Source organism: bacterium, from assembly GCA_035307765.1.
Classification (GTDB): domain Bacteria; phylum Sysuimicrobiota; class Sysuimicrobiia; order Sysuimicrobiales; family Segetimicrobiaceae; genus Segetimicrobium.
Map to the genome: position 1 here is coordinate 216,499 of DATGHU010000034.1, position 25,048 is coordinate 241,546.

Annotated in this window: 20 protein-coding genes; 4 read left to right on the forward strand and 16 right to left on the reverse strand. The window is 61.0% G+C overall.

What is annotated here, in order from left to right:
* Window positions 1-4: 4 nt before the first annotated feature.
* From VKV57_11965 to VKV57_11985, 5 genes are read right to left on the reverse strand one after another with little or no spacing between them, the layout of a single operon-like run.
* Entirely contained in the window at window positions 5-2,278 is a 2,274-nt protein-coding gene (locus VKV57_11965) for a hybrid sensor histidine kinase/response regulator (GenBank protein HLW60624.1), read from the reverse strand.
* A complete protein-coding gene (locus VKV57_11970) occupies window positions 2,271-4,058 on the reverse strand; it encodes a CHASE3 domain-containing protein (GenBank protein HLW60625.1) in 1,788 nt (595 codons plus the stop codon). The genes VKV57_11965 and VKV57_11970 overlap by 8 nt, the downstream gene beginning before the upstream one ends.
* A 45-nt stretch (window positions 4,059-4,103) precedes the next feature.
* The gene (locus tag VKV57_11975; protein HLW60626.1) at window positions 4,104-4,637 is read right to left on the reverse strand and encodes a chemotaxis protein CheW; all 534 of its coding nucleotides are present in this window, start codon (window positions 4,635-4,637) and stop codon (window positions 4,104-4,106) included.
* A 12-nt stretch (window positions 4,638-4,649) separates the two neighbouring features.
* Window positions 4,650-6,032 (reverse strand): CheR family methyltransferase, encoded by a 1,383-nt coding sequence (locus VKV57_11980; protein HLW60627.1) that lies wholly within the window; start codon window positions 6,030-6,032, stop codon window positions 4,650-4,652.
* Complete coding sequence (locus VKV57_11985; protein ID HLW60628.1) at window positions 6,029-6,535, reverse strand: chemotaxis protein CheW; 507 nt, start codon at window positions 6,533-6,535, stop codon at window positions 6,029-6,031. Before VKV57_11985 ends, VKV57_11980 begins: the two co-directional genes overlap by 4 nt.
* A 647-nt stretch (window positions 6,536-7,182) precedes the next feature.
* Here VKV57_11985 and VKV57_11990 point away from each other — a divergent pair.
* A complete protein-coding gene (locus VKV57_11990; protein ID HLW60629.1) occupies window positions 7,183-7,602 on the forward strand; it encodes a tyrosine-type recombinase/integrase in 420 nt (139 codons plus the stop codon).
* Between the two features lie 418 nt (window positions 7,603-8,020).
* Here the strand turns inward: VKV57_11990 and VKV57_11995 are convergent, their stop codons facing one another.
* The 5 genes from VKV57_11995 to VKV57_12015 form a co-directional block, all read right to left on the reverse strand.
* On the reverse strand, window positions 8,021-9,217 hold the full coding sequence (locus VKV57_11995) for a Gfo/Idh/MocA family oxidoreductase (GenBank protein HLW60630.1): 1,197 nt from the start codon (window positions 9,215-9,217) through the stop codon (window positions 8,021-8,023).
* Between the two features lie 43 nt (window positions 9,218-9,260).
* Window positions 9,261-10,547, reverse strand: a complete 1,287-nt coding sequence (locus VKV57_12000) for an aminotransferase class III-fold pyridoxal phosphate-dependent enzyme (protein HLW60631.1) — start codon at window positions 10,545-10,547, stop codon at window positions 9,261-9,263.
* A 33-nt stretch (window positions 10,548-10,580) separates the two neighbouring features.
* Window positions 10,581-11,408 carry a carbohydrate ABC transporter permease gene (locus VKV57_12005; GenBank protein ID HLW60632.1) on the reverse strand — a complete coding sequence of 276 codons (828 nt, stop codon included), beginning with the start codon at window positions 11,406-11,408 and terminating at the stop codon, window positions 10,581-10,583.
* The gene (locus VKV57_12010) at window positions 11,405-12,433 is read right to left on the reverse strand and encodes a sugar ABC transporter permease (protein HLW60633.1); all 1,029 of its coding nucleotides are present in this window, start codon (window positions 12,431-12,433) and stop codon (window positions 11,405-11,407) included. The genes VKV57_12005 and VKV57_12010 overlap by 4 nt, the downstream gene beginning before the upstream one ends.
* 69 nt (window positions 12,434-12,502) lie before the next feature.
* Entirely contained in the window at window positions 12,503-13,867 is a 1,365-nt protein-coding gene (locus tag VKV57_12015; protein ID HLW60634.1) for an ABC transporter substrate-binding protein, read from the reverse strand.
* 260 nt (window positions 13,868-14,127) lie between these two features.
* Between VKV57_12015 and VKV57_12020 the strand changes: the two genes are divergently transcribed.
* A complete protein-coding gene (locus VKV57_12020) occupies window positions 14,128-15,147 on the forward strand; it encodes a Gfo/Idh/MocA family oxidoreductase (protein ID HLW60635.1) in 1,020 nt (339 codons plus the stop codon).
* Window positions 15,148-15,196: 49 nt separating this feature from the next.
* Here the strand turns inward: VKV57_12020 and VKV57_12025 are convergent, their stop codons facing one another.
* The 6 genes from VKV57_12025 to VKV57_12050 all read right to left on the reverse strand — a co-directional run bounded on the left by VKV57_12025 (window position 15,197) and on the right by VKV57_12050 (window position 22,512).
* Window positions 15,197-16,417 (reverse strand): CoA transferase, encoded by a 1,221-nt coding sequence (locus tag VKV57_12025; GenBank protein HLW60636.1) that lies wholly within the window; start codon window positions 16,415-16,417, stop codon window positions 15,197-15,199.
* An 8-nt stretch (window positions 16,418-16,425) separates the two neighbouring features.
* Window positions 16,426-17,286 carry a hypothetical protein gene (locus VKV57_12030; protein ID HLW60637.1) on the reverse strand — a complete coding sequence of 287 codons (861 nt, stop codon included), beginning with the start codon at window positions 17,284-17,286 and terminating at the stop codon, window positions 16,426-16,428.
* A complete protein-coding gene (locus VKV57_12035; protein ID HLW60638.1) occupies window positions 17,283-18,065 on the reverse strand; it encodes a 6-phosphogluconolactonase in 783 nt (260 codons plus the stop codon). Before VKV57_12035 ends, VKV57_12030 begins: the two co-directional genes overlap by 4 nt.
* Window positions 18,066-18,124: 59 nt before the next feature.
* A complete protein-coding gene (locus tag VKV57_12040; GenBank protein ID HLW60639.1) occupies window positions 18,125-19,561 on the reverse strand; it encodes an enolase C-terminal domain-like protein in 1,437 nt (478 codons plus the stop codon).
* A 23-nt stretch (window positions 19,562-19,584) separates the two neighbouring features.
* Window positions 19,585-20,277, reverse strand: coding sequence for a GntR family transcriptional regulator (locus VKV57_12045; protein HLW60640.1), 693 nt, complete (start codon window positions 20,275-20,277; stop codon window positions 19,585-19,587).
* 540 nt (window positions 20,278-20,817) lie between these two features.
* Entirely contained in the window at window positions 20,818-22,512 is a 1,695-nt protein-coding gene (locus tag VKV57_12050; GenBank protein ID HLW60641.1) for an AAA family ATPase, read from the reverse strand.
* Window positions 22,513-23,120: 608 nt separating this feature from the next.
* On the opposite strand from VKV57_12050, the gene VKV57_12055 reads away from it, so the two are divergent.
* Window positions 23,121-24,383, forward strand: a complete 1,263-nt coding sequence (locus VKV57_12055; protein HLW60642.1) for a hypothetical protein — start codon at window positions 23,121-23,123, stop codon at window positions 24,381-24,383.
* A gap of 282 nt (window positions 24,384-24,665) precedes the next feature.
* Window positions 24,666-24,929, forward strand: a complete 264-nt coding sequence (locus tag VKV57_12060) for a DNA cytosine methyltransferase (GenBank protein ID HLW60643.1) — start codon at window positions 24,666-24,668, stop codon at window positions 24,927-24,929.
* Window positions 24,930-25,048: the final 119 nt, after the last annotated feature.

Here is a 25,048-nt window from a genome sequence, read left to right on the forward strand (position 1 = left end):
GCTCCTAGAGTAGCTGTCGAATCGTCTCGAGTAGGTTGGCCTGGTCAAACATGCTTTTCATGATGTACGCATCTGCCCCGGCCGCGATCCCTCGCTCTTTGTCCTCGCGGGTCTCTAGCGACGTCACCAGGATCACCGGCATGCGCTTGAGGGCCTCATCGCTCCGAAGCCGTGTGGTCAACTCGAACCCATCCATGCCGGGCATCGCCACGTCTGTCACAACTAGGTCGCACCCGTCGGCCTGCAGGACGTTCCACGCTTCGACCCCGTCGATCGCCACCAGAACCTCGTACCCTGCCGCCTCAAGGATCGTCTTCACAAGCGTTCGCGTGGTGATGGAGTCATCGACCACCAGGATCGTTTGCCGCTCCTCCGCAACGGCCGGGGCACCCGGCCGGGTCATGTGCCTTCGGATCTGCGCGCGCCCGGCGGATCTCAACAAATCGATCACGTTGAGGACGACCACAACCTCGCCGGTGCCCAGGATGGCGGCGCCGATGACATGCCTGACTTTGGCAAGCTGCGGACCCAGGCTCTTGATGACGATCTCCTGCTCACCCAAGAGGCGCCGCACGCGGAACGCGGCCCGCTGCTCCCCTGACGCGAGGACAACCGCGGTGACGGTGTCGTCCGGCAGTGGGTCCTTCGCGGCGACGGCGACAGGAGGCAGACCGAGAATGTCCTCGAGGCCAACGAGAGTGACAGGACGACCGTTGTAACGAATAGCGTCTTGCCCTGCCACGGCAACCATCTGCTCCCGTGACACGCGGAGGATCCGCTCCACGTTGCCGAGAGGGATCGCAAAGGTCTGGCCCGCTGCTTCTACCAGGAGCCCCTGGGTCGTGGTGAGCGTCACGGGCACGGTCAGAACGACCCGCGTCCCTCCGCCGAGTGTGGAGGAGATCTCGACCCGGCCGTGCAGCCGCTCGATGTGCTCTCGGACCACATCGAGCCCTACGCCACGCCCGGAGAGATCCGTAATCATCGCGTTGGTGGAGAGGCCCGGCCGAAGCACCAGGGCCAGCGCTGCTTGCTCGTCCATCGCGGCTAATTCCTCCGCCTCCACGATGCCCTTCCGCAGCGCCGCTTCCTTGACCCGCTGGGTATCAATCCCTCTCCCGTCATCGGCCACTGCGAGGGTGACGCTTCCGCCTTCCGAGCCTGCCTCGAGCGTAATGGTCCCTTCCGGAGGCTTTCCCACCCGCTCCCGGTCCTGCGGGGACTCGATGCCGTGATCCAGGCAGTTGCGCACGAGGTGAACGAGAGGGTCCTTGAGCAGCTCGAGAACCGTCTTGTCGAGCTCGGTGTCGGCGCCCACCACCTGCAGGGTGACCCGCTTGCCCTTCTCGCGAGCCAGATCACGCACCATTCGGGGGAACAGGTTGAAGACGGTCGAGATAGGCAGCAACCGGATCCGCTTCACCTCATCCTGGAGGTTCGCACTCACCTGGGCCAGGCGCCGGGTTTCGGCCTTGAAGCGGTGTCGCAAGCAGTGCATCTGCTCCTGCAGTTCCCGGAGGCGCTCCTCGTTCCGGTGCAGGAACCGGAGCAGTTCTGCCGGCGGGGCGCCGCCTTCGTCAGGCCAACCGCGCTTTTGGATCATCCCCCGGACCTGGCGCCAGTCGTCATGCCAGCGGTTGGCCAGGTCCGCGACCGATCCAAGGGTCTCGACAGGCTGCTCCACACCCATCCTGGCCACGAGCAGCTCTCCTGCCTCGGCCAAAAACGAGTCCAGCTTCGCTGCGGGCACACGCACGGTCGGCATGACGGTGGGAGCGGCATTGGCCAGACGGGACCCATCTCCACCTGCCGAGGCAGGAGGGGCAGCCTGCCCGGGTCCCGGGACGGTCGCCGGTGCAGGTCGCGGTACCCCGGCCTGCGTGTCCTCCCGTGAGATGGACGTGTCCACCTGGGAACTCGGGTCCGGGGGCACGGTCTTCATGGCTGCGGCAATCCCATCAAGCCTCTGATAGATAAAGGTCAAGGTCTCCGGGCCTAGCGCTGCATTCCCTGTCTTCATCTCTGACAGCCGGGACTCCAGTTCGTGGGCCCTGGCTTCGATGTCATCGAACCCAACAGCTTGCGCCGCTCCCTTCAGGCTGTGCGCCTCCCGGAAGAACGCCTCCAGGTGGCCTCGGCGCAGGTCTGGCGTGAGGTCTTTCTCTAATTCCAGGAGGAGCCCGGTCATCGACTGGAGATGTTCCTCGGCTTCCGCGAAGAAGGTCGTTCGAAGCCGGCGCAGGAACTCATCGTCCAATGAAGCCGATGCTCTAACCAATCTTGTACCGCTCCACTGTCCCGCGCAACTCACCGGCCAGCTCGTTCAGGTGCTCTGCGGCTTGCTGAGACTGGCGAGACCCCGCGACGGCTTGCGTGGTGGCCTGGGTGATATCCTTCATGGCCTGGGCGATCTGGCCCATGCCGAGGCTCTGCTGTCGGGCCGAGGCCGCGATCTGCTGGGCCGCCTGCGAAGCTTCCCGGATCGTCTCTGCGAGCTGCCGGATGCCCTCGCCCGCCTTTTGAGCCATCACTACCCCCGCCTCGGCATTCTTCGTCCCCTGCTCCGTCGCTATCACGGCGGCGTTGGTGGCTCGCTGGATCTCCCCCAGAATCGCCCGCACGCGAGCAGTGGCCTGCTTGGACTGCTCGGCAAGGGTGCGCACCTCGGCGGCCACGACGGCGAACCCCCTGCCGTGCTCTCCAGCTTTGGCCGCCTCAATCGCCGCGTTCAGGGCCAAGAGGTTGGATTGGTCGGCGAGGTCGTTGACCGTCGTGGTGATGTCCCCGATCTGCTGGGTCTGCTCGCTGAGTGCCAGGATGTCCTGGGCAATCGCGTCGACCTTGGCGCGGATCTCTTGCATACCCTGGACGATCGCCTGCACGTTCTCCAGGCCGGTCTGGCCGATCTTTGCCGCGTTCTGGGACGCCTCGGCGACCCCTTCCGCCCGCTCCTGCGCCTGCTCAGCAGCGGCCCGGACCTCGTCCACCGTCGTGCCAGTTTGGGAGATCGCCGCTGCTTGCTCCGTCGCGCTGGCCGTGTGCTGCGTGACCGCTGCAAGGATCTCCGCCGCGGCCGAGGTGATGCTCCCCGCGCCCTTCCCCACCTGACTGGCGAGTTCGTGGAGGCTCACCACCATGGTGTTGAGGTGAAGGCCGAGCACTCCGAGCTCGTCCTGGCCATCTTGGGCCAACCGCGCGGTCAGATCACCTTGCGCCACACGCTCCGCCAGGACCTTGTAATCGCGCACGGTGTTTTGCAGCTTCTCCTTCATGAGGCGCTCGGCTTCGACCATTTCCTGAAGACGTTCGGCCATCCGGTTAAAGGCAGTGGCCATGGCCTCGACCTCATCGCCACTGTGGACATCGGCACGATGCGTCAGATCGCCGCCCGCCAGCCCCTGAGCGGCGCGCGCGACTTCGCCGACATTTCGGGTGATCCGACGAGTGACGACGAACCCGATCGAAACGAGCAGGAGCACGCTCAGAATCGCGCCGTATGTGATACCGCGGATAGTGTCGCGAGCTATGGCACCGGCTGCCCCATCCCTCTGCCGGAGCAGAACGCGCTCGTCGTCCTGCTGTGTGCCAATCACCTTCCGGATCTCGTCCATGATGGTCTTGCCGCGACCGTCCAGAATCACCTGGGTCGCCGCCGCAAATCCCTTGCTTCTCCGGAGACTGATGGTCTTGTTGAGTTCGGAAAGTTTGTCCGCGATCAGGGGAGCGAGGGCGTCAAGCCCGCGCTGCAAACCAGGGGCAGCACCAACGAGTTGTTGGAGAGCGCTTTGTTCCTGGCTGACGACCGCGACGGCGCTGTTGTACGGTGCCAGATACCGCTCGTCTCCAGTGATGATGTACCCGCGCTGACCGGTCTCGGCGTCTTTGAGTGTCGAAAGCAGCGTCTCGAGGTGCTCAAGCACCTGGAGGGAGACCGTCACCTGACGGCTGGACTCAACGAGCTGCACCGTGATCCGGTAGGCGAAGATGTCCGTGACAGCCAAGAGCACCAGTGCCAGCCCGAACCCGGCCCCGATTCTTCGTCCGATCGACCATTTCATCGCCCGTCACCTGCTTTCGTTAATAGCGACCGCGGCTCAGGATCATCACTCCATGTCAGCGGCGGCCACGATCATCCGCCGGTCTCCAAGGATGGCATCGAGGTTCAAGATGATGAGCGCATCGGGCATGATACCGAACACGTACTCCTCTCTAACCGCCCAATCGAGCGACGACATCTTCCCAATGTCCTGCACGGGCACGGTGCGGACATCGCCGACCTCATCGGCAAGGATTCCGACGGTCAGCCCTGCCCCCGTCACCAGGACCACTTTGGCCGGACTGCCGGCTCCGGCATCGAGCAGGCCAAGGAACCGCCGCAGGTTGATGACCGAATAGAGGGTCCCGCGGATGTTGATCACCCCCGCCACAAATTCGGGTGTGGAAGGGAGCGTCACGAGCCCCCGCACGGGGTGGATCTGGTGGATGTGCGTCACGTCGATCCCATAGGCCTCGCCGCCGATAACGAAGGTTACGATCTGCTTCTGCTCCCCTGCGTAGGGGAGCTCGGGGACGATGGAGAGTCTGCGCGCACGCTCTTCGAGAATGCGCTGGACATCGACGGGGGTCCGGGTCTCCATCGTGATTTCGCCTCACCGGTGATTCAGTTTCATGGCCACCGCGTCCAGAAGCTGGCCCACCGTCACGCCCTCGCCGTCAGGGATGGGCTCCTCCCTCGGTCGCGCTCGAAGGAGGCGGTGGGCCACCTCCAGGCACTTTCGAGCCTGACGATTGTTCCCGGCGTGCATCGCCACGTCGGCGAGCACAACGTAGGCCAGAACGAACTCGGGATCCAGGAAGATCGCGCTTCTGAAGGCCTCCACGCTGACCTCCCAGCGTGCTTGCTCTTGATAGACGAGCCCCCTCAGGTAGTGGGCCCTCGCCTGCAGCGGATCGATGGCCAGCATGTCCGCAATCACGGCATGGGCGTCCTCGAGGCGACCGTGGTCCGCGTGCTCGCGAGCCTGCCGGTACGCCTCCTCCGCGGTTGCGGACGCCGCTCCTGCCACTGTTGCGCCCGGGAGAGGACCCTGATGGCCCGCGTCCATGCGGGGGGCAGGGTCAGCGAAAGAATTCCGCCTCGGGGTCTCGTCGGGGGGCGTCCATGGCAAATGAGGGGCCGGCACGGATGGCTGCGTCGTCACCTTCTGATAGGCCATCGCATTAGGGAAGGTCCTGATCTGAAAGCGCCGGTAGATCTCAAGCGACGGCTCGGCATGGCCGACGAGGAGCCATCCGCCCTCAACCAGGGCGTCGTAAAAGCGACTCACCACTTGCTGAGTCGTGTGACTGTCGAAGTAGATGGTGACATTGCGGCAGAGGATGAGATCCATCCCTTCGGGGCCGCCCGCGAGGGGTGGATATGGTCCCTCGATGAGGTTGTGGTGGGCGAAGGATACCATCGTCCCGATCTCAGGCCTGAGATGGAACTCCGCTCCGTGCTGAGTGAAGTACCGAGCCTGGATGCCTGGAGGGCACCCGCGAAAGGACCATTTCCCGTAGCATGCCCTCTCAGCCGTGCGGAGCTGCTCCTCGTTAATGTCTGTGCCTAGGATCAGAATGGTCCAGGTGTCGACGTCGGGAAGCAACTCCCGAAGCACCATGGCCACGGAGTAGGGCTCTTCACCCGAAGCGCACCCAGCGGCCCAAATTCGCAGGCGACGGGAAGCGCGATTCGAGGCGATCAACTGGGGGAGAATCTGCTGCTGCAGCGCGTCGAATTGCTCGCGGTTCCGGAAAAAGTACGTCTCGCCCACGGTCAGGTGTCTCAGCAGTCGTTCGAACGCGGCTCTTCCACGAACCCCATCGGCCAGTAATGCGTAATAGCTGTCAAGATCGTGGTGCGTGGACTGGACCAGGGCCCTCCGTACCCCCGCCTCCAGGTCCGCCCGTCGTTGATCCGGAAACGCTAGCCCGGCCCTCGAAGCGATAAGGTCACGAAAGCGCCGGTAGGCTACATCGTCGAGGCGGATCACGGCATTCCTTCGCTCCGGGAGATTGGCACCGAGCCCATCTCCTCCGGCGCATAGAGCATCTCGGGTTCCAAGACGGGGATCGAGCGATCGTGGAGCTGTGCGACAAGCGACGTGCGTTGTCCAGTCGGGTCGACTGCCACGCTTTGCACCTCCACCTGCTCCGCGGTCACGACCTCCTCGACACCATCTACCAGCAATCCGACAGTCTGCTCACCCGCGTGAACGACCATAATGCGATCAGTGAGCGTCGGTTCCCTGGAGGGGAGACCCATGCGAGCCCGGAGAGAGATCACGGGAATGATGTGTCCCCGCAGGTTGATGGCCCCGACGACTTCAGAAGGGACGTTGGAAAGAGGCGTGATTGCGACCATCCGGAGCAACTCCTTAACATGCTCAAGGGCCAAGGCATAGGTGCGCTCCCCGATGGTAAAGCACACGAGCGTGGAGGCTGCCGGACCTTGTAAAGCCGCGAACGGAGCTCCACGGGGTGGTGAATTGCCCATGGCTCCGCTACCTCCTCACGGCGTATAGCCTGCGCCAAGTAGTGCCCGAGGCGTGCAGGTTCTCTTCCAGGGTCAATATGTGCTCCCGCAGGGGCAGCCCGGCTCACAAGTCAGCTTCCAAACCTTGAGCCGCAGATCCCGGCTCGTTCACCAAGCGACGCGAATCTTATGCCGCTCTTCTCAACATGCCCCACAGCAGGCTGTCGTAGACTTCCCGGAAACTTCTCTCTTGGGCCTGGCGCATCTGATTACAAATCAACATCGGCCATCCCACTCTGCCCGCGTCCACCCATACGTGTCGGGGATTGCGCAAGATGGGCGCCTGGGGTGACAGAACGAGGCAAGCTACCTCCCAGCAATCATGACCCGCAATCAAAGGGGACATTATGGGCTAGGGCAACCTCCCACGCCTTCTTGCCGCCCTTGACGCCACCCATCGCTCCCAGTCTGGACGCCGCATACCGGCTGACGGCCGCGAGCGTTCTGCGACCGAGGCGGTCCAGGGTTCTTCGTAGCGCGTCCGGTAGGTCCGGATCCTTGCCTTCCTCAATGGACCGAGCGTACCACGCCAAGCGCACGGTACAAGAGGGACTCATTCTAGCTTTACGAAAGAGGGGTCGTATTGCTGAGTCGGAGGTAGTGTCCAAATGAGACTCGTCGCGCTGGAGAAGGAGGAGGTGCTCCGGCTCCTCGAGGCCGCCAAGCGGCATGGTCCCCGCGCACACGCTATGGTCCTGCTTGCGATCCGGCACGGCCTGCGGGTGTCGGAGGTCACGGGCATGCGGGTCGAGCACGTCAACGTGAAAGAGGGGTGGATCCGCGTCGAGCGGCTAAAGGGCAGTCTCACCACGGTGCAGACGCTCGAGCGCCACCCGGGCCAGCCGCTGCTGGACGAGGTGCGCGTGCTCAGCCGTTGGCTGCGGGCACGGCGGGAGCGGCGTCCTGTTCGTCTCCTCCCACGGCGGCCAGATGAACCGCTCGACCTTCGCCCGACTCTGGCGGCGCCTGGCCGAGGCGGCCGGCCTGCCGCCGGTCGATCAGTTCGTCCCAGGTCTACTGCACCGTGAGCGATCGGGACGCGAGCGCGGCCGCCCGAGCCGCGTTCATCCGGGCGTTCTGAGCCCGAAACGCACCAATACCGGTGATCCGGGCCTCCCGTCCGTTCACGGATTCTGAGGGTTTCGGACGCCAAAGGTGTGGCGAACGCACCAATATGAGCGAAACGACGCGCCGGACGATAGGCTAGGCGTCTCGGGCGTCCTTCACAGAAGCCGCCGCCGTCGTTCATGGGAGCCGTTCCCAGATCACGCGTGTAAAACGGTTGGGTGTTGTACAGTGCTGAGTGAGCATTTCCGACAAGGATCAGACGATATCTTCGTCATTGCGGTTAGGGGCAAGGCCGGATTATGGTTGAGCACTGCTGCAGGGCCTCACCGGGTCGCCGACCAGCTGGATGGGAGAACGCCGATGGAATCGAATGGTTATCTACGGCTCCAATTCGACGCGCCGTCCTTCTGCGGCGGAAAGATAGCCGGCGTAGACCACCTCGACGACGTCGCGGCCGAGGCGTCCACTGGCGAGCGGCTCACGGTCCTCGGCCACACACTCCACGAAGTCTTGAAGGACCTGCCGGTGGCCTTGCGCCCAATCCTCGTCCGGAGCCGGAGAGCTCCAGCCGGCCTTGGTCTCGAGTTTCTCCATCAGATATTCGTTCTCGAAGACAGTGGGGTCGGGCGCAAACGCCTGCACGAGATTGGTGTGCTCCATGCTGCACTTGATGTGCGCGTTTGACAGAAAGACCTGTAGGATGCTCTCCATCCCGCCCAGCACGGCATCCGAAGCCCAGACGACTCCCCGGGTGCCGTCCTCGAAGGTGATGAGGAGGCAACCCCAGTTCTCCACATCCACCCAGCCGGTGCCGATCCAGTGGTGTTCTTCCCGCTGAAAGGCCGGCGTACGTGTCAGGTCGCCCACGTCAGCGACGACGGCACGGGGCCGGATGGGCACACCTGCGCGACGAAAGCCTTCCCGCCGTTTCAAGTGCAGCATCGCGCCGATCGGATGGACGCCGAGGCGAAGCAGCGCACCACCACCTGTGAATCGCCACTCCCGAGCGTAAGGCGAGTGAGATCCACTGTGGCACTCGCCACCGCGCATCTCGAGAATCGCCCCGCCCGACGCGGCCGCCAGGCGATCCGCCTTTGCGATCGACGGAGCATACACCCAGTTCTCGGCGTACATGAGGCGCACGCGAGCCCGCTCGGCGGCGGTGACCATCGCGTCGGCGTTGGCGACCGCGCCCGCCAGCATCTGTGCGCGGGGCACTGCGGCGACGTCCGTGTCCGGGGGCAGGCCATACCCATCAAATGCGGTGAGGGGCTTCGCGCAGACAACGTGCTTGCCGGCCACAACGGCATCTTCGACCATGGACCGGTGAAGATGGTTCGGGACGCAGAGGTCCACGATGTCAATGTCGGGGCGGAGGAGGATCTCCCGGTAGTCATCGTATACGTCCGGAACGCCGTACCTGCGGGCATATGCCTCGGCGCGGTCGCGGGACCGACCGGCGACGGCCGCGATCCGCACGTCGTAGCCTGATACGGTCGCGTAGCACCGAGCCCGCGTCTCCGCGATGAATCCGGCGCCAATCAGCGCTATGTTAATGCGGCGCTTCTCGCGCATGACTCATCAGTTTTCGAGTGCATGGCTCTATACTCAGGCGAGGTCAAAGGCGTTGGACCTCACGTTCGTCCGGCACGGCCCGTCGTAAGCTACCGGCATCTAGGTGGCGCCGCAAGCCGCCCAAGACCTCCCTCACTATTGCTGTGCTGGTGTCGATATCTTGCTCGGTGTGCGTAAAGGCGACAAAGTTCAAGCCGCCGCGCCGAAATAGCACGCCGCGCCGCGCCGTTTCCTGGAGAAAGTAACTCCACGATAGCGCCTCAGCGTCTGGCGCGGCCGAGTCGAACTTCATGGCGCTCATCGGCGCCAGCCCAAAGCAGCGAAATGCAACACCGGCCGAGCGTGCCGCGTCATTCAAACCACGCATCAGCCGTTCGCCCAGTCGCCAAACGTGAGCGAAGACTTTCTCGGTGCGATACTCATTAATGGTTGCCACGGCAGCCGCCAGTGAAAGTGCTTCGCCGCCGTAGGTCGTCGTAACTGTCAGTCGCTCTGCCGCCTGCATGACTGCGCGCGAGCCGCAAACGGCGGCAAGCGGCATCCCATTCGCAACTCCCTTGGCAAAGCACGCCAAATCGGGCGTGACCCCAAAGTACTCCTGCGCGCCGCCCAGGGCTACGCGAAAGCCCGTGACAACTTCATCAAAGATAAGCAAGGCGCCATGGGCCCGAGCCAGTTCTCGGACGCCTTCCAGGAAGCCCGGCGCGGGAACATCGCGGCGCGCCGGGTCGAGTATCACGGCAGCAACCGCGCCCCTGTTGCTGTCCAGCGCCGTTTCAAGGGAGGAGAGGTTGTTGAACTCAAATGGCAGCGTATGGGCTCGCAACGCGTGCGGGACACCCTCCTCGTTGCCTGAGATCATCCACTGATCGTGCCAGCCGCGGTATCCGCAGTTGGCCACTTTCTCCCGTCCCGTGTAGGCCCGCGCGATTCGCGCGGCTGCGGAGGTGGCCTCGCCTCCGGACTTGAGAAAGCGTACCTGCTCCGCACACGGGACCGCCGCCACCACCGCTTCTGCCGCGGCGACCTCGACCTCGGCTAGGAGGCTGTATATGATGCCCCGGCCGAGTTGCACCTTGATTGCCTCGTCCACAGCCGGGTAGCAATAGCCCAAGGTGATCGGCCCCAGCGCCATCACGAAATCGACATATTCATTACCATCGATATCCCAAATATGGCCACCGCGGCCATGACTGGCATAGATGGGGTACCGTCCGAAAGCAAACCGCCCGGGTCGCTTGCTGTTCGTCTGACTTCCCGCGGGGATCACCGCGAGGGCACGTCTGAATTCAGCTAGCGACCTGTCGAAGCTGTGTATCGTTTCGGGCATGGCGCCAACCTCCTGTTGCACGATCTGGGCCGGCTACAGTTTCAACCCGCCGGACATCAATCCCGTGATAAACGTCCGCGTAGCGAGGGCGAAGAGAATGAGTAAGGGGATGCTCGCGATGGTGTACGCGGCCATCAACGGTCCCCAGTTCGTCACGTATTTGTTTTGAAAGTCAAGCAAACCCAGTGTTAGCGTCTTCAGCGAGCTGTCGAACACGGTGATCAGGGGCCACACATAGTCGTTCCAACTGTAGAGCACTTGCAAAATAGCGATCGCGCCGAGCGCCGGCTTGGTGAGTGGCAGCGCGATGCGCCAGAAGGTAACTGCCTCACTAGCCCCGTCAATCCGAGCGGCCTCGAACAGCTCCTCCGGCAGCGTCGCAAAGAACGCACGCAGAACAAAGATCCCGAACACCTCGCCTCCCGCGATATACGGCAGGATCAGGGCCTGCCGGGTGTTGAGCAGGCCGAGTTCCTTGACCAACACGAAACTGGGCACCAGTGTCAGCACTCCCGGTACCATCATCAACGCGATCACCAGGTAATAGAGTACTTCCTTCCCCGGGAACGCAAAGCGCGCGAAGGCATACGCAGCCAGTGACGAGACCACGACGACGCCCGCTGTGGAGAACGCTGTCACGATCAAACTGTTCAGAATGTAGTGATTGATATCGGCCCATGCCAGACCGTAGTTGCTGTAGTGCAGCGGCAGCGTCACCGCGAAAAACGAGCGGTAAAACTGCGTATTGTCCTTGAAGCTCGTGATGACCATGAGGATGAAAGGAAAGAAGGTGAGCCCAATGAGCAGCCACAGCAGCGTGTGACGGCCGCCTTCATGCACGTAGCGGGCCAGACGCGTCATGACGTTCCCGCGGTGTCGGATGTGTCCGGCACGCGCCAGCTTCCCGCCAGTGCGCCGCTGGGCTGAACTGGGAGATCGGCCCGATCCGGCTCGTACTCAACCCTTGACCGTATGGACCGCAGGTTGATGAACGTGAGCACGAGAATCGCAGCAAAGAGCACAGTACCGATGGCGCACGCGCGACCCATACGTTGATTCTCGAAAGCTTCGATATACATCCGTAAGGCCGGCACCGTCGTCGCGTAGCCCGGCCCGCCCTGCGTGAGGATAAGGACGCGCGTGAAACTCTGAATACCGTCAATGATCGCCAGCACCCACATGAGCCGCAGCTGCCCCACGATCTGTGGAATCTGCACGGCGAAGAACATCCGCACAGCGCCGGCTCCGTCGATGTGTGCCGCCTCCACGATCTCGTGAGGAATCGCCTGGAGGCCGGCGGTGTAGATCAATAGGCCGACACCTTCAACCCAGGGGAAGCCCATGGCCATAATGGCGTAGAGCGCGGTCTGCGGATTGCCTAGCCAATCCTGTTCCAGGCGGTTGAGGTGCAAAGCGCCGAGTACCTGGTTCAACGGACCGTCGCCAGCGTAAATGAACTGCCAAAGCAGAATATTCACCACGGCGGGCACCACGAGAGGCAGAACGAAAAAGAGGCGATAGATGAACTGAAGTCGCGGGCTCTTGATGCCGAGGATGAGCTGCGCCACAATGAGCGGCACCGTCACCGCCTGCACCATCCAGAACAATGTCAACTCCCCAACGTTCAGCACCGAGCGGCCAAAAATCGGATCCGCAAAGAAGCTGCGGAAGTTCGCCAACCCCACAAAAATCGGGGGGCTCGTTCCGTCCCAAGTCGTTAAAGAATGGTAGAGTGCCGACAGGGCCGGATAGTATCTGAAAACAAGCAGCATCACGAGGCCGGGAGCGATAAATAGGTAGGCGAGCCGCGTGCGCGCGCGCTGCCGGCCCGCGCTCGGCCGAGGCGCGCCGACTACTCCTGCACTGCCAACCGATAGTATGCTCATCACCTCAAATCAAATCGGGCGTCTTCAACACACTGAATGCTAAGATTCTCCGCCACCCATGGCCGAACTTCAAGAGAGGCCGACACTGGCCAGGGCGGCGTCGGCAACCTCGTGGCACACCTGATTCAACTGAGCCGTTGCTGCCTCCAAACTGAGTGATCCCGCGAGATATCCCTGCAAGAAGTCGTGTTCACCCCGGCTCAGCCTTGGCGATAGATCGAAGTGGACCGGCCCGAGCAGGCTCTGCCGAGCGATGATCTCATCGTACGACTGTTTGACCAGGGGCGGCAGGTTCCTCGCCCCGACGACCGCCGGAACCGCACCATACGCTACTGCCAGCGGGTAGACGACATCAGCCACCGTGTAGAACTGCAGGAAGTCGAGGGCCAGCGGGAGGGTCCCCCTACTGACCGTCGTGGTCGGTATGGCAATCGGATGTCCACCCGCCATGGCCCCGATCCCCGTATGGCTATCGCCGATAGCCAGGGGTGACGATGGCTTTGTGATCGGCGGGATAGGAAATATGCCAACTTCGAAGTCCTTGCCGACGGTCTTCTGCATGGAGATCGCGTATCCGGTGTTGTCGTACCACATCGCTGTGTTCCCGGACGTGAAGGCACGAAATTCGGTTGCGGTCAACGTGCCGCGAGCCCAAAATTGCGAGAAGTCTTTGATAAGCTGCCAGGCTTGCCGAGTACGTTCGGCTGTCTTCGAATACCGGCCTGCCTTAACAGCGCGGCAGAAATCCAGGGGCGACATGACATACGGATCGTCAGGGCCGTGCTTGAAGGCGCCCGCCCACAACATGCTTTCCACCACAGTGCCGAACGGTTGAATGGCTCTTCTGAGGCCTGCGAGACCAAAAGCCGGGTGGCCCGCGTCCGCCATCTTTCGCGAGACGGCCATGAGATCCGCCCAGGTAGCCGGCGGTGTTACACCAACCTTCTTGAATAGATCTTTGTTGTAAAAGATCGCCCAATCAGCGTACTCCGTGGCGAACACGTACGTCTTATTATCCAGGTACATGCCTTGGTCGAGCAAGTGCGGCGGCTGAATCAGATCGCGCCACCGCCGGTTACCCGAAACGTAACGATTGGGCTGCTCGAGGTATGGATCTAGGGCGACGAACCACTTCTTTGGAACAACACCAAGAACGAGGTTGACACTATCGGCCTCATACAAGTCGCTCATGCTGCCACCCATCATCCTCGTCTGCAACCAGGCCGGCGCATCGTTCGTAGGCTCGACGTCGTCCACAATCTTCACCTTCGGATTGAGCGCCATATACTGATCGTAAAGACGCTTCGTCTCCGGTTGTTTGTACGCGAGGGAATGGTACCAGGTGATGGAAAGCGTCCCAGAAAGCTCTGGTGCGGCCGCTATGGCCCGGGAGGCATCACCTCCCCGATTGAGCGCAACTAAGCCTGATCCCAACGCTGCCGCTCCAATCTTTAGAACCTGCGCCCTCGTGTACGTGCGCTGTCCCCTCGGAGCCCGAACTCCCCAGCGATTGCTCCCGCGTCTATTGCTCATACCGGATCCCTCCCGGACTTGACCGGACTTGATCGTTCTTGACAATTATCGATACCTAAAATACGATGTCTGATACATCAATCCTCTGTCAAGCGAAGAACACCGCCTCGACCATAATCGGGCCGCTATAGGGGCTCTTTGTGCCCCCACGGCCGGATCACTTGACCGAACTTGAGAAAGGAGCGCACTTCACGCCCGTATCGGTCGCGCTTGTTGGCCTCGAGGGACATGCCTCGTATGTGCTCGCCGGCGTCAAAGAAACGGCGGGCATCCATCTCGTTGGCGCGGCCGTTTTGGGTGAGCAGGCTGAGGCTTTCACCGCCGAACATCACGTACCGGTTTATGAATCAATTGGCGCGCTATTGGAGCACTGCTCGGTCGACGTTGTCGCCGTCTGCCTGGTTCCAAACCGACACGGCGCAACGGTCTTAGAAGCACTCCGAGCCGGTAAGCACGTCATCACCGACAAGCCGCTCGTCACCGACGCGGAGATGTTCGCTCGGGTGGTGGACGAGAGCGCACGCCACCCCGAGTTAGAAATCGGCATGCTATTGGCGCTGCGCGGCAATCCTCGATACCGGGCTGTCCGACAAATCATTCAATCTGGCGCCATCGGTACGCCGGCGCTTGCGTACGCAAAGCGAGCGGCACAATTGCGCCGTGCGACCCGCGCGCGCTGGTACTTCGATCGCCGTCTCTCCGGCGGACTGATGCCGGATCTCGCCATCCATGATGCGGATTACCTGACCTGGGCCACCGGACTACGGTATCAACAGGTAAGCGCCCATGAGGTGAACGTCGGGAACCGCGACGACCAGTATATGGATGATGCTGGGGCCGCTTTGTTTCAGATGGAGACCGGTATTCCGGCTCTGATCGAATACCATCGTCTCCTTCAGGCACCCTTCGGCAAAATGGATTGCAGAGTCAAGATAGTCGGGACGCGCGGACAAGTCGAAATGGCTGCCGATGGCCCCGTGACGGTTATCACCGAAACAGAACGTACGACAGTACGTGACATACCGCCCGCGCAGAACGTCTTCGTCGATTTCGCCGAGGCAGTGGTAGCTGGCCGCCGGCCGATCGTGGCCACGTCAGACACCTTCCACGCGATGGCAGCTGCGCTAGCGGCTGGTCAATCGGCCCGAGATGGTCGCACGGTGACAATCGCCCGATTCTAAAGGAGGGCGCGCTTGTTCGGTCACGTCGCCAAGACCGCCTTGGTCGACGTTAGATAATATTACTGGCTCGCAAAGCATCGATTTCGCTGTCTGAGAGACTGAGCAACTCTTTGAGGACTTCTCCGGTATGAGCGCCCAGACCCGGACCTGCCCAGCGAACTTGTCCCGGCGTCCTCGAGAACCGCGGCGTCACGCCCTGCATGCGTACGGAACCCAGTTCAGCGTCGGATACGGCCACGATGTTCTGACGGGCTGCGATATGCGGATCTTCGAAGATGTCGCGCACACTGTTGACTCGAGCATAGGCCACATCCGCCGGCGCCAAAGCGGCATCCACCTCGGCAAACGTGCGCGCGGCAACCCATTCGGCCACCACGCGGTCTAGCCTGTCCCGCTGGTGGAGGCGCAACTCAGGCGTGCTCGTCTCCGGATTGTGAACGAGGTCGGGCTTTCCGATCGCGCCCATGAATCGCTCGTAGATCGTCGGGGTCGATGTCGCAATACTGACCCAGCGGTCGTCACTGGTTTGATAGACGTTGGCCGGCGCGACATACTGGCTAAGATTCCCGCCGCGCTGGCGAACCGCCCGAAGTTGATCATACTCGATGACCAGATACTCGAGGATACGCAGGACGGCCTCGTAGAGGGACAGGTCGATGCACTGGCCGTCTCCGGCTGTGCGCTCGCGTTCCGCGAGCGCAAAACCGACGGCCATCGCGCCAAACACCCCAGTCAGGGCGTCGGCGATGGGGTAGCCGGCGTGCTGCGGCGCCGTTTCGGGAGTTCCGGTAATATTCGCCAAACCGGCGAATGCCTCGGCCATGCGCGCAAATCCGGCGCGACCGGCGTAGGGGCCCGTCTGACCATAACCCGTAATCCGCAGCATCGTGAGCTGCGGGCGCAGCTTGTGCAATGTGTCCCAACCCAACCCCCATCGCTCCAAAACCCCGGGCCTAAAGCTTTCGATGAGGACGTCAAAGTGCACGATAAGGCGGCGCACCAACTCCTGTCCCTCGGGCTTACGCAGATCGATTGTGATGGACCGTTTGTTGCGATTGGTAACCTTCCACCACAGCGACACTCCATCTTTGTGGGGGGGCATCAGGCGGAGAGCATCACCCCTCTCCGGCATCTCCACTTTGACGACGTCCGCGCCGAAGTCGGCGAGCAGACAGGAAGCGAACGGCCCGGCGATGATGTTGGAAATGTCCAGAACGCGCACACCGGACATTGGGCCTCGTGGATTGTCGTCGGCGGTTTCTGGCGTCACTTTGGTTCTCACTGGGCGCCGGCGCGGCAAGCGGCCACGAAATCTCGTGCCGACGCCGAGTACCCCAAGTCCATTTCGATTACGCGGATCGCCGCGTGGGTCATCCACCTGCCATCATAGGTTTCAGGAAACTCATATGCCGTCGTGCATTCGCGCAACACGACACATCGGTACCGGAACTTCGTCGCCATTTCACGCAGGGCCCCTGGAACGTTCACCAAGCACACATCAGCCATAAATCCCATGTAAAAGAGCGTGTCGATATCCATTCGGCGACATAAGCCGTTCAATTGCCACCCATCCAAGAACACCTCTTCATGGGGTAGCGGCCGGACTGCTTGGGCGATATCGAATCGGTCCGCATGCGTCCGCCAGGCGGGTCCCGGGAAATCAGCGCCATACAGGTCGTGCCTTCTTTCCTCGACCGACCACGGACGCACGCATCCCTCGACGGACTGTTGAGGGCCCGGCGGCTGCAGGGCAGGGTCGACTGCGATCTTTAGATACTGAGGATACTTTGGAGCATATCCAGACTGCGCCAGGTGAAAGACGGCGACGCCCGCGGCTCTGGCCGCGTCCACAGCCGGCTTGATGTAATTGGCGATGATCTCGTGTGCCGTGGGGACCCAGTCGGCGGCTTCACCCGGACAATGCGCATCGGGGCCGATGGGATAGGGTCCAGTCGACTCCCCCAAATTCCAACAATGGACGCATACCAGCCCAACCTGCCCAGCCGGCGCGTCGAGTTGCTTTTCGTGTAACCCCTCGTCGCCCGCGGCCGGCATGCCAGGCCCATAGAGTCGCGCGATTTGATAGTGGCGGATTGGGAGACGTAGCCGGTTTGGCTGCTCGTCGTCGTCGCCGCTCATAGGCGAGTCGTTCCTCTTTCGTCACGCGCGTCCGCCGGGCCTCCGGCAAATACCGATCCACCGCGGAGCGAAGCCGCCGCGGCTTCATCGAGGTAGAGTACCGCGTCCCGATGCGAGCGGAGAATGCTCGCGGGACACATGGGCGATACAGGTTCCAGAAGGGTCGTCCTCACTGCTTCGGACTTTGCCCGTCCCGGAACAACACAGGACAGATAGTTGGTCTGCATGAGAGCGGTGACGGTGACGGTAAGCGCATGTGTCGGCACTTGGGCCAAAGATTCGAATTGAGCATCGTGAACCTGTTGTTCCCGGCTCCGCGCATCCAAGGCCGCAAGCCTGACGAGCTCCGGATCGTCGAAGTTCGCGGGGGGGTCGTTGAATGCCAAGTGACCATTCTCCCCGATCCCGGCACAGACGATGTCCACCGGAGAATGCGTGAGGATCTCGATGTAGCGGAGGCGCGCATGCGTCGCATCCTCGCCGACCGCGAGAAGAGTGTGCATCACCCCCGGACGGACCACTTCGTACAGGTGCTCCTCGAGGAAGCGCGCCAGCGTTTGCCTCGACCCCGGCAGACTCACATACTCGTCCATCTGCAATGCCACCACGCGCGACCAATCGATGTGATCCATTCGGGCGAGGGTCGCGAGAAATTCACGCTGCGAAGGTGCCGATGCGAACATTATTGTCACGCGTCCCTTCCGACCGATAACGTTGCGCATGCGATGTGCGACTCGCTCAGCCGCTGCGGCGCCGGTCGCCGCGCGATCAAGATACACCTCCACGCTAAGGCGATCGACTGTAACACGATAGAGCAACCCGCTGGCTGGTGTGGAACTCATTCTAGTCTCAGACTGTCGCGCCCGTCGACGCGTACATCGCTCCCCCGGGGCCTGCTGTGCGAACTGCGGAATATAGGTCTCGGAATCTCATCGGTGCGAAACCCAAATCCGGATCCGTAGAGACTGTCGGTTCGCACGAACCCTTCTTTCACAGAAAAGATGTCCGGATGAACGGAGGCCTCGGCGGCCGATGTCGCGGGAAAGTATTGCCGCGAGTTGGTCTCCACGCCGACAAGGGGATGTGTCCGCGCGGCAAACCCTACAGAGTGAAGAAGCGCCAAACCGGGGTTGGTCAGATCCTGAACGGTATAGGGAATCCCGCGCTGTTCCGCCAGGCAAACGAACAGCAGGTCCTTGGAGTGACACTTGCAGGTCTTCAGGGCGATCCCGGACCATCCGAGCGTAAGGGCGAGATCGAAATCTTGAAGACTGGCTAGCCCCTCATCTAGAATCACGGGCTTCAGACGCGCGACGGCGCGCATGTCGTGTGGGTTTGCCGCGAGATTACGGGTGACCGGTTGTTCGACGTACAGTAGGGCATCGAAGGCCGGTGCGTCTTGTTCTGCGAGCCTGCGGAGGAACTCAACGATATACTCCGCGCTTTCGCACTGCTCGTTGGTATCCACAGAGAAGACCGGTGGACACGGCACGATCGTCGCCAACTCTCGAACAACCGTCACAACGTGGAGAAAACGCTCAAGGTCCCAAGACAGATCGTTTCCGCGTAGCTTCACCTTGAAGCAGAACAGACCGTCGCGCTCAATCCAATCCTCAAGGGACCTCGGTAAATCATCATCCGCACCAGTCAGTTCGTCCTTGTGAATTTGGTCGAGACCGCCGACGAGGTGAAACACTGGAAGCCGAGGAGTCGCAGCGGATATGAGATAGTCGCTGATGTACCTCCCCTTGAAGCCCGGACCCAAGTAGGCGCCAAGGTCAAACCGCATAAACTCTGGTCCATATCCTTGATAGGTGTGTATCCCGTTGACGTTCCCGAAGGCGTCGTGCAAAGCCATGTCGAGGGGCGAGGCAGAAATGAGGGCGGCCAGAGGCGGAATGGACTCCTGCGCACCAAGGCCACCAGCGACTGATCCAGCGATCGCGGGCAGATCGCGCTCCGCTTCCATGAAGACGCTCAAGGGATGGGCATAGTCTCGTGACCTGGAAAGGTTTTGGGCAAAGGCCTCCGTAACCCGCTGGAGCGCAACCTCCCGATCTACGTGAGACACGGCTGCTGACGGCCATCCCCACATGTCCATCAGAAAAATCGCGCCCCATCCGTCCGCAACGTGCCCACGCGCATTTTCTACCGTGACACGCGCATGGCAGTAGAGACAATTGTCCACGATCACGTTGCCGAATTTTAACGACTCGCGCGCTGTCTCCCGCGAGACATATACATCCGTTTCAAGGACACGAATGTCCGTCAGCATGGCCGGGTCACGGCGAGACCGCTCTACGAACCGCCCCGGGCATCGCCCGAGCGCCGCTGCAGCAGGTCGGCCTCCGCGTTTCGCAAGTGCTTGATGATGGCTTCTTTAGCCCGTGGTACATCCCGAAGTCGGAATGCCTGAGCGATATCCTCATGCTCAGCAACGGTAGCTTGCGCGCGCTGGAAGGGAGATCGTGACAGGGCCCGGACAACCATAATAGGCCAACGAAGGGTTTCGTAGAACTGGCTCAGCCGACGGTTTTCAAGAACCTTGGTTATACACCGATGAAAGTCTGTGTCCAGCGAGCTGAACGCATCATAGTCGGAGAAGATCTCTTCTGTTCGCAGGGCTTCCATCGCCTTCGCCAAATCGAACATCTGGATCAGGATCGCCTCGGGGGCGGACGGCAGTTCATCGGCCGCCGCGCATTCAATGATTCGCCGAATATGAAAGATCTCTCCTATACTCCTTGCGTCGAAGGCGGCGACGATGGTACCCCGGCGTGGCAACACGTCGACGAGTCCATCGGTGCTCAGCCGCCTGAGGGCATCGCGCACAGGGGTGGGGCTGAGTCCGATACGAGCAGCCAGGCCGCTGACCGTCACTCGCTCGCCAGATCGAAGGCTGCCCGCCAAGATCTCTGACTTGAATAGTTCGTAAACCTGGTCACTGAGAAGACTAAGATCAACGGATGCGCTCCGAAGTCGGGTAGCCATTTATCTACCCCCATATCAAATCAGAATCAGGCGAGGCTTCGTGTAAAATACGATGTCTGATGCATCAAGACCTCTAAAATACGAACTCTGTGCTTTCCACGCCGCGTGATTCTTTGACCACTGCCCGATCGAGAACTTGGATGCACGGTTCATGCTTCAAGTAGCGTGGGACGCGCCCAAAGGTGACGCTCTTGGGTCATCCACCGACCCGGGTCCATCCTTGGAGCCGGGCGTTCTGAGCCCGAAACGCACCAATACCGGCGATCCGGTCCTCCCGTCCGTTCAAGGATTCTGAGGGTTTTGGGGAGCCGAGGTGGGCGAACGCACCAATACGGGTGAAACGGTGCGCGGGTAGGCCGGTCGTCTCGGGAGTCGTTCAGCACGGCATCCTTCACAGGAGCCGCCGGCGTCGGTCACGGGGGAAGCCATTCCCAGATCACGTGTGTGCAAAACGGGTGGGTCTTGTACGATCGTGTCGCCGGGGAAGAAATTTCCCTTGATGGGAAGCATATTGCGATTCGAGATCCGACCATTCGCAGTTTACGCTTGTTCAGGGACCTTCGGCCGATTACCTAACCAGCGGAGAATTTCCGGTACGGGTTCAGGGATCGCCAGCCCTGGTTCCATTGCGATTAATCGCGCCCTTGTTGGCTTTCCCACGTTGGGAAACTTTTGGCAAAGTTCCTGATACTTCTGTTCACCGAGTGCCTTACGCAAATGGTCTTCGTAGCAGGTGTCCAACCGCCAGACACGTACAGTCCCCACCGGTTGGTGCAGAGCGTCCAACTGGGTGTTATAAGTAGTCTCTTCGCCCTTTTTGTCGCTCGAAAAATCAGACGAGTCGCTGTCGTACACTACCCCTGTCGGGATACCAAATGAGATGGCGATCTTAGCGAACTCCATCAAGTTGCGTTTCCCACCCGCCTCAATAATCGTGGCCCCGGCTTGATCAAGATCGATCCCAAGGTCTCTGGCGTATTCCGGTAGAGCGAGCTTTTCGGTATCACCTTCAACGATAAGAAGCCGCGTTGCGAAGAATAGCTCGTTTCTCTCAGGGTCTAATTCCTTGATGAGCTTTTCCCGTCGCGCGCTGTCGCTCGGCAGCCTTGAAATGGTCACGCCAGTTCTGCCGGTTTGCTTGCGGACCAGAACGATTTCTTTGTAGTCGGGTACTGCGACAAAATGAGGCGAATGAGTAGTATAGATGATTTGGTTCTTCTCTCCGATCCTGCGGAGAGTCTTATAAAGCGCTCGCTGCATTTGGGGATGTAGAAACATTTCCGGCTCTTCAATGAGCAGGATTGCTCCCCGTCTTTGGGTTTCTTCAAAAGCCTGCAGAATCGCGAGAACGATGGCATTTTGCATACCTTCACCCATCTCCTGCGCGCTTACAGTAAAGCCGTCCTCGCGGACATGCAGGTCTAACGTTTTGTAGAAGTCGAGGCTATCAATTGGCTTGAAATAGAGATCGATCTTGCTTGCATCGTTCACCGGATCAAAACCGAGCTGCTGAAGCACCTTGTCTTTAATAGACGATTCCACTTCGTTGAACGCATCAGTGTGGAGGAGTTCAAGCGCTGACTCCATTAATTCTCGGAAGCGCTCGATGCGAGACACCATCACTTCGGTTCCGTCCCCTCGCTTTACCCGTACAGTGTTTTTGGGGTCTTGTAGCCCGCGGTTGATGTCTTCGAACATCTGGCGCAGGAGCGAATAGCGCGCGCTCGGCAGCTGCTCTTTCAGAGACCGATTAGTGCCGATGTAGATGAGCGGAACAGCATCGCGGACCTCGGGTGGGATGCCGATGAGGCGTTCGTACTGATGTGTCTGTCCCATTTTCGGGGCCTTGGTAAGAACGCTTGGCGGCTTGCCCCTTTCATCGCGGCAACTTTGCTCTAATCGGGGCTGGCCTTTCTTTTCGCCCATCTTGTACCGTGTGTATTCAAACGAGAGGCCATGAACATCGGTCCGGGGTGCCTCCTTGAAATGATGATATGAAATCGGCGGGTCTACCGAGCACGAAATCGTGACAGCCGCTTCAGTGCGCATGAAGATATCCTCTGGGGAGAAGCTCGACGCCGCAACCCAGTTTGTTCCTAATATTCTGCGAAGGGCTTCTAGAATGTTGCTTTTTCCGGCATTGTTGGGGCCGATTAAGGCGCAGATCTGCGGCACCTCGAAAGTGAGACTCTCGATCGAGCGAAAGTTCTCGATCCGGAGGGATTTGATTCTCATGGCGCTACTGCCATCCTGCGTGTAGTGGTGCCCTGTGCTCCGTGACGCGTCTTCTTCAGAATCCCGAGTACTTCCTTCGTGCGGACTCGCTCGCCGCTCGCGAGCAGATTAACGCCTTCTGCCGTCGTCACCACCTACCCCTTGTTGATATCGGGATGACGATCCTGACAGAGGGCGAGCATCTCGCGTTGGCCCACGGCCAGCTCGTGCTTGTAACGCCGGACTCCGCCTGTCTCCGCTGCGGGCCGTTACTTTCCGATGCGGCTCTTGAGCGCGAACGTACTGTGCGTCGACCGGGTTATGATCGGAATCCCGAGACCCTGGGAGACCCTCAGGTGGTATGCATGAATGGGGTCCTTGCCTCAGGGGCGGCGAATAGCGTTCTCAACCTCATCACTGGATATGCGGGTGTGGCCCGGAATGCAGGTTGGTGGAGTTATGATGGTCGCCAGGGAGCCCTCATTCCCTGTGCGTCGCCAGGGGGGGCTGTCCTGCCTACGCCGAGCAAGGTCATGGCGATTTGCCTTAATGACTAGGGGGGCCTCATGACAGCATTTTCCTCGCGACACATAGCTGGGATCGATGCGAATCGCACTGTCAAAGATGAGTTGGCTGCCGCCATCGCCCGCAGGTCGGCAAGGCGCAGAATCTCGGTCACCGACCTAGTGAACCCGCGACAGACCTTCTTTAGCCGAACTCGGCCAGACATTGTCATCTCCGCAGACCGTAAACAGTTGATGATGGCAGGGACCGGGTTCCATGACTTATTCGGTCGCGCGGTCTCGACGGAAGAGTACGTCGAGCAGTTCGTTGAGTTTGAAGAGATCGTCGGCAAGATCGACGTCTTCGAGAGCGAGCCGATCGAGCTAAAGACCACCTCCTCAATCCCCACAGAGGTGCTCACATCACGTCCGGGTCAGGTGGAGCAACTAGCGATGTACTGCGCGATGGTCGCCAGGCCCTTAGGGCACCTCCTGTATTATCGACGGTCTGAGTACGGGCGCGAGCCTCTCCTCAAGGCGTTCGACGTGGAAATGACGGATCGCGACCACATCGTGCGCGAGATGCTTCAGCGTCGCGACCTCCTGCGTGCCGCTCTCGACACCGGGGATCCCTGCCACCTCCTCCGCTGCGAGTGGTTTGGCCGGGACTGTACGTATGCGGACGTTTGCGGTTGCGTCACCGCGCAGCCGCTCACGCGCATGGTTTCGACCGGGACAGTCCGCATCGCAGAGAACACCGCACTGGCCGAGGTCCTCAAGGCTAAGATCCTGGCAGTGCCCCCGATAGGGCCGGCCGACAACTTCACGCTGAACGACCTGGTATTCCCGCGGAAAGCGGCCCTCCGGCGTGATGGCATCCCAGAGAGTGGGGAGCCAGATGCAGGCGAACAAATGGAGTCGATGGAACGTCGTGGTTTCCTTGACGTGCTTGAGGACGCGGTGTGGCACGGAGTACCTGGGGCCTGCCGGACAACCAGGGTGCAGTTTGGGCCCATTCGCGGATCGCTGCTGCTTTACCGGGGGATCCCGACGTTGCTGCGCGCCACCAAACGCAGGGAGATGATCCCCCGAGACCGCCTCGCTGTCGATGCCCCTTACTACACGGACCGACTCGCCTTCGAGTGCGCGATGGCGGGCAGTGAGAAGGGAAGGCTCATCATCTACTATTCTGCTCTGGAAGACAAGTTCATGGTGTACGACTTCTGGTTTCGAGATCTCGAAGGCATTCGGGCCGAGATGCGCAGGCGCCTCGATTTGCTCCAATCAGGCGCCCAACCAAATGAGCTTCCGCCCTGCGAGCCGGCCTGGATGAGCAGGCTCTGCAACTTTGGGCACAAATGTGCCTGTGCGGGGGTCCCGCGGCGGTGATGCATCGACAAATACTCTGAAGAATCGCCAAAGCATGGAAGCGCAATAGAATCGCATGAAGCACGGTCGCCGGTGGCATGCCAGCACGGTAGGGCATGTCCTTTGGAATTCGCTTCATCAGATATGGTTGCCGGCCCGCGGCACCAAGAACAACCTAGACAAGTAATCGTTATCGCCGCCCGCTTCTGTGCTGCGCTGTCAATCTTAGTCGATCCTGAAGGAGGAGGAGCCACCCAGGAGAATGACCTTCGCAGAGTCCTTCGATGATCCGGAGCATCGACCATGAGGATCGCCGGATTGTTCGCCGGCATAGGCGGGATCGAGGTCGGCCTTGAGGGGGCGGGGCATTCGACGGAGTTCCTCTGCGATATCGACCCCTGCGCGCAAGCTGTTCTACGGCATCGTTTTCCCGGGGTGCCAGTCGAATCCGATATCCGCAAGATCCGTTGTCTCCCGAAGAACGTCGAGCTACTTACCGCCGCCGCCCCTCCTCCCCCGCCCGACCCCTTCCCCCCGTGCATCGCGACCCCACCGACTACATCGTAACGTAGCCGATGGCATGGCGACGTCCTTGGGCCCCGGCGAGACGCCCGTGTTGACGCCCGAGGAGCGGAATTTGCGAGCCGCCGCGCGGGGCGCCGGAGGGACGATGGAGGGGTGGAAGA

Bases quoted from the DNA above. Each gene is read 5' to 3' on its own strand.
- VKV57_11975 (HLW60626.1), bottom strand. From the start codon at position 4,637: ATGGAGACCCGGACCCCCGTCGATGTCCAGCGCATTCTCGAAGAGCGT.
- VKV57_12030 (HLW60637.1), bottom strand. From the start codon at position 17,286: ATGAGCGGCGACGACGACGAGCAGCCAAACCGGCTACGTCTCCCAATC.
- VKV57_12005 (HLW60632.1), bottom strand. From the start codon at position 11,408: ATGACGCGTCTGGCCCGCTACGTGCATGAAGGCGGCCGTCACACGCTG.
- VKV57_12010 (HLW60633.1), bottom strand. From the start codon at position 12,433: ATGAGCATACTATCGGTTGGCAGTGCAGGAGTAGTCGGCGCGCCTCGG.
- VKV57_11985 (HLW60628.1), bottom strand. From the start codon at position 6,535: ATGGGCAATTCACCACCCCGTGGAGCTCCGTTCGCGGCTTTACAAGGT.
- VKV57_11970 (HLW60625.1), bottom strand. From the start codon at position 4,058: ATGAAATGGTCGATCGGACGAAGAATCGGGGCCGGGTTCGGGCTGGCA.
- VKV57_12045 (HLW60640.1), bottom strand. From the start codon at position 20,277: ATGGCTACCCGACTTCGGAGCGCATCCGTTGATCTTAGTCTTCTCAGT.
- VKV57_11990 (HLW60629.1), top strand. From the start codon at position 7,183: ATGAGACTCGTCGCGCTGGAGAAGGAGGAGGTGCTCCGGCTCCTCGAG.
- VKV57_12050 (HLW60641.1), bottom strand. From the start codon at position 22,512: ATGAGAATCAAATCCCTCCGGATCGAGAACTTTCGCTCGATCGAGAGT.
- VKV57_12040 (HLW60639.1), bottom strand. From the start codon at position 19,561: ATGCTGACGGACATTCGTGTCCTTGAAACGGATGTATATGTCTCGCGG.
- VKV57_12000 (HLW60631.1), bottom strand. From the start codon at position 10,547: ATGCCCGAAACGATACACAGCTTCGACAGGTCGCTAGCTGAATTCAGA.
- VKV57_12060 (HLW60643.1), top strand. From the start codon at position 24,666: ATGAGGATCGCCGGATTGTTCGCCGGCATAGGCGGGATCGAGGTCGGC.
- VKV57_11995 (HLW60630.1), bottom strand. From the start codon at position 9,217: ATGCGCGAGAAGCGCCGCATTAACATAGCGCTGATTGGCGCCGGATTC.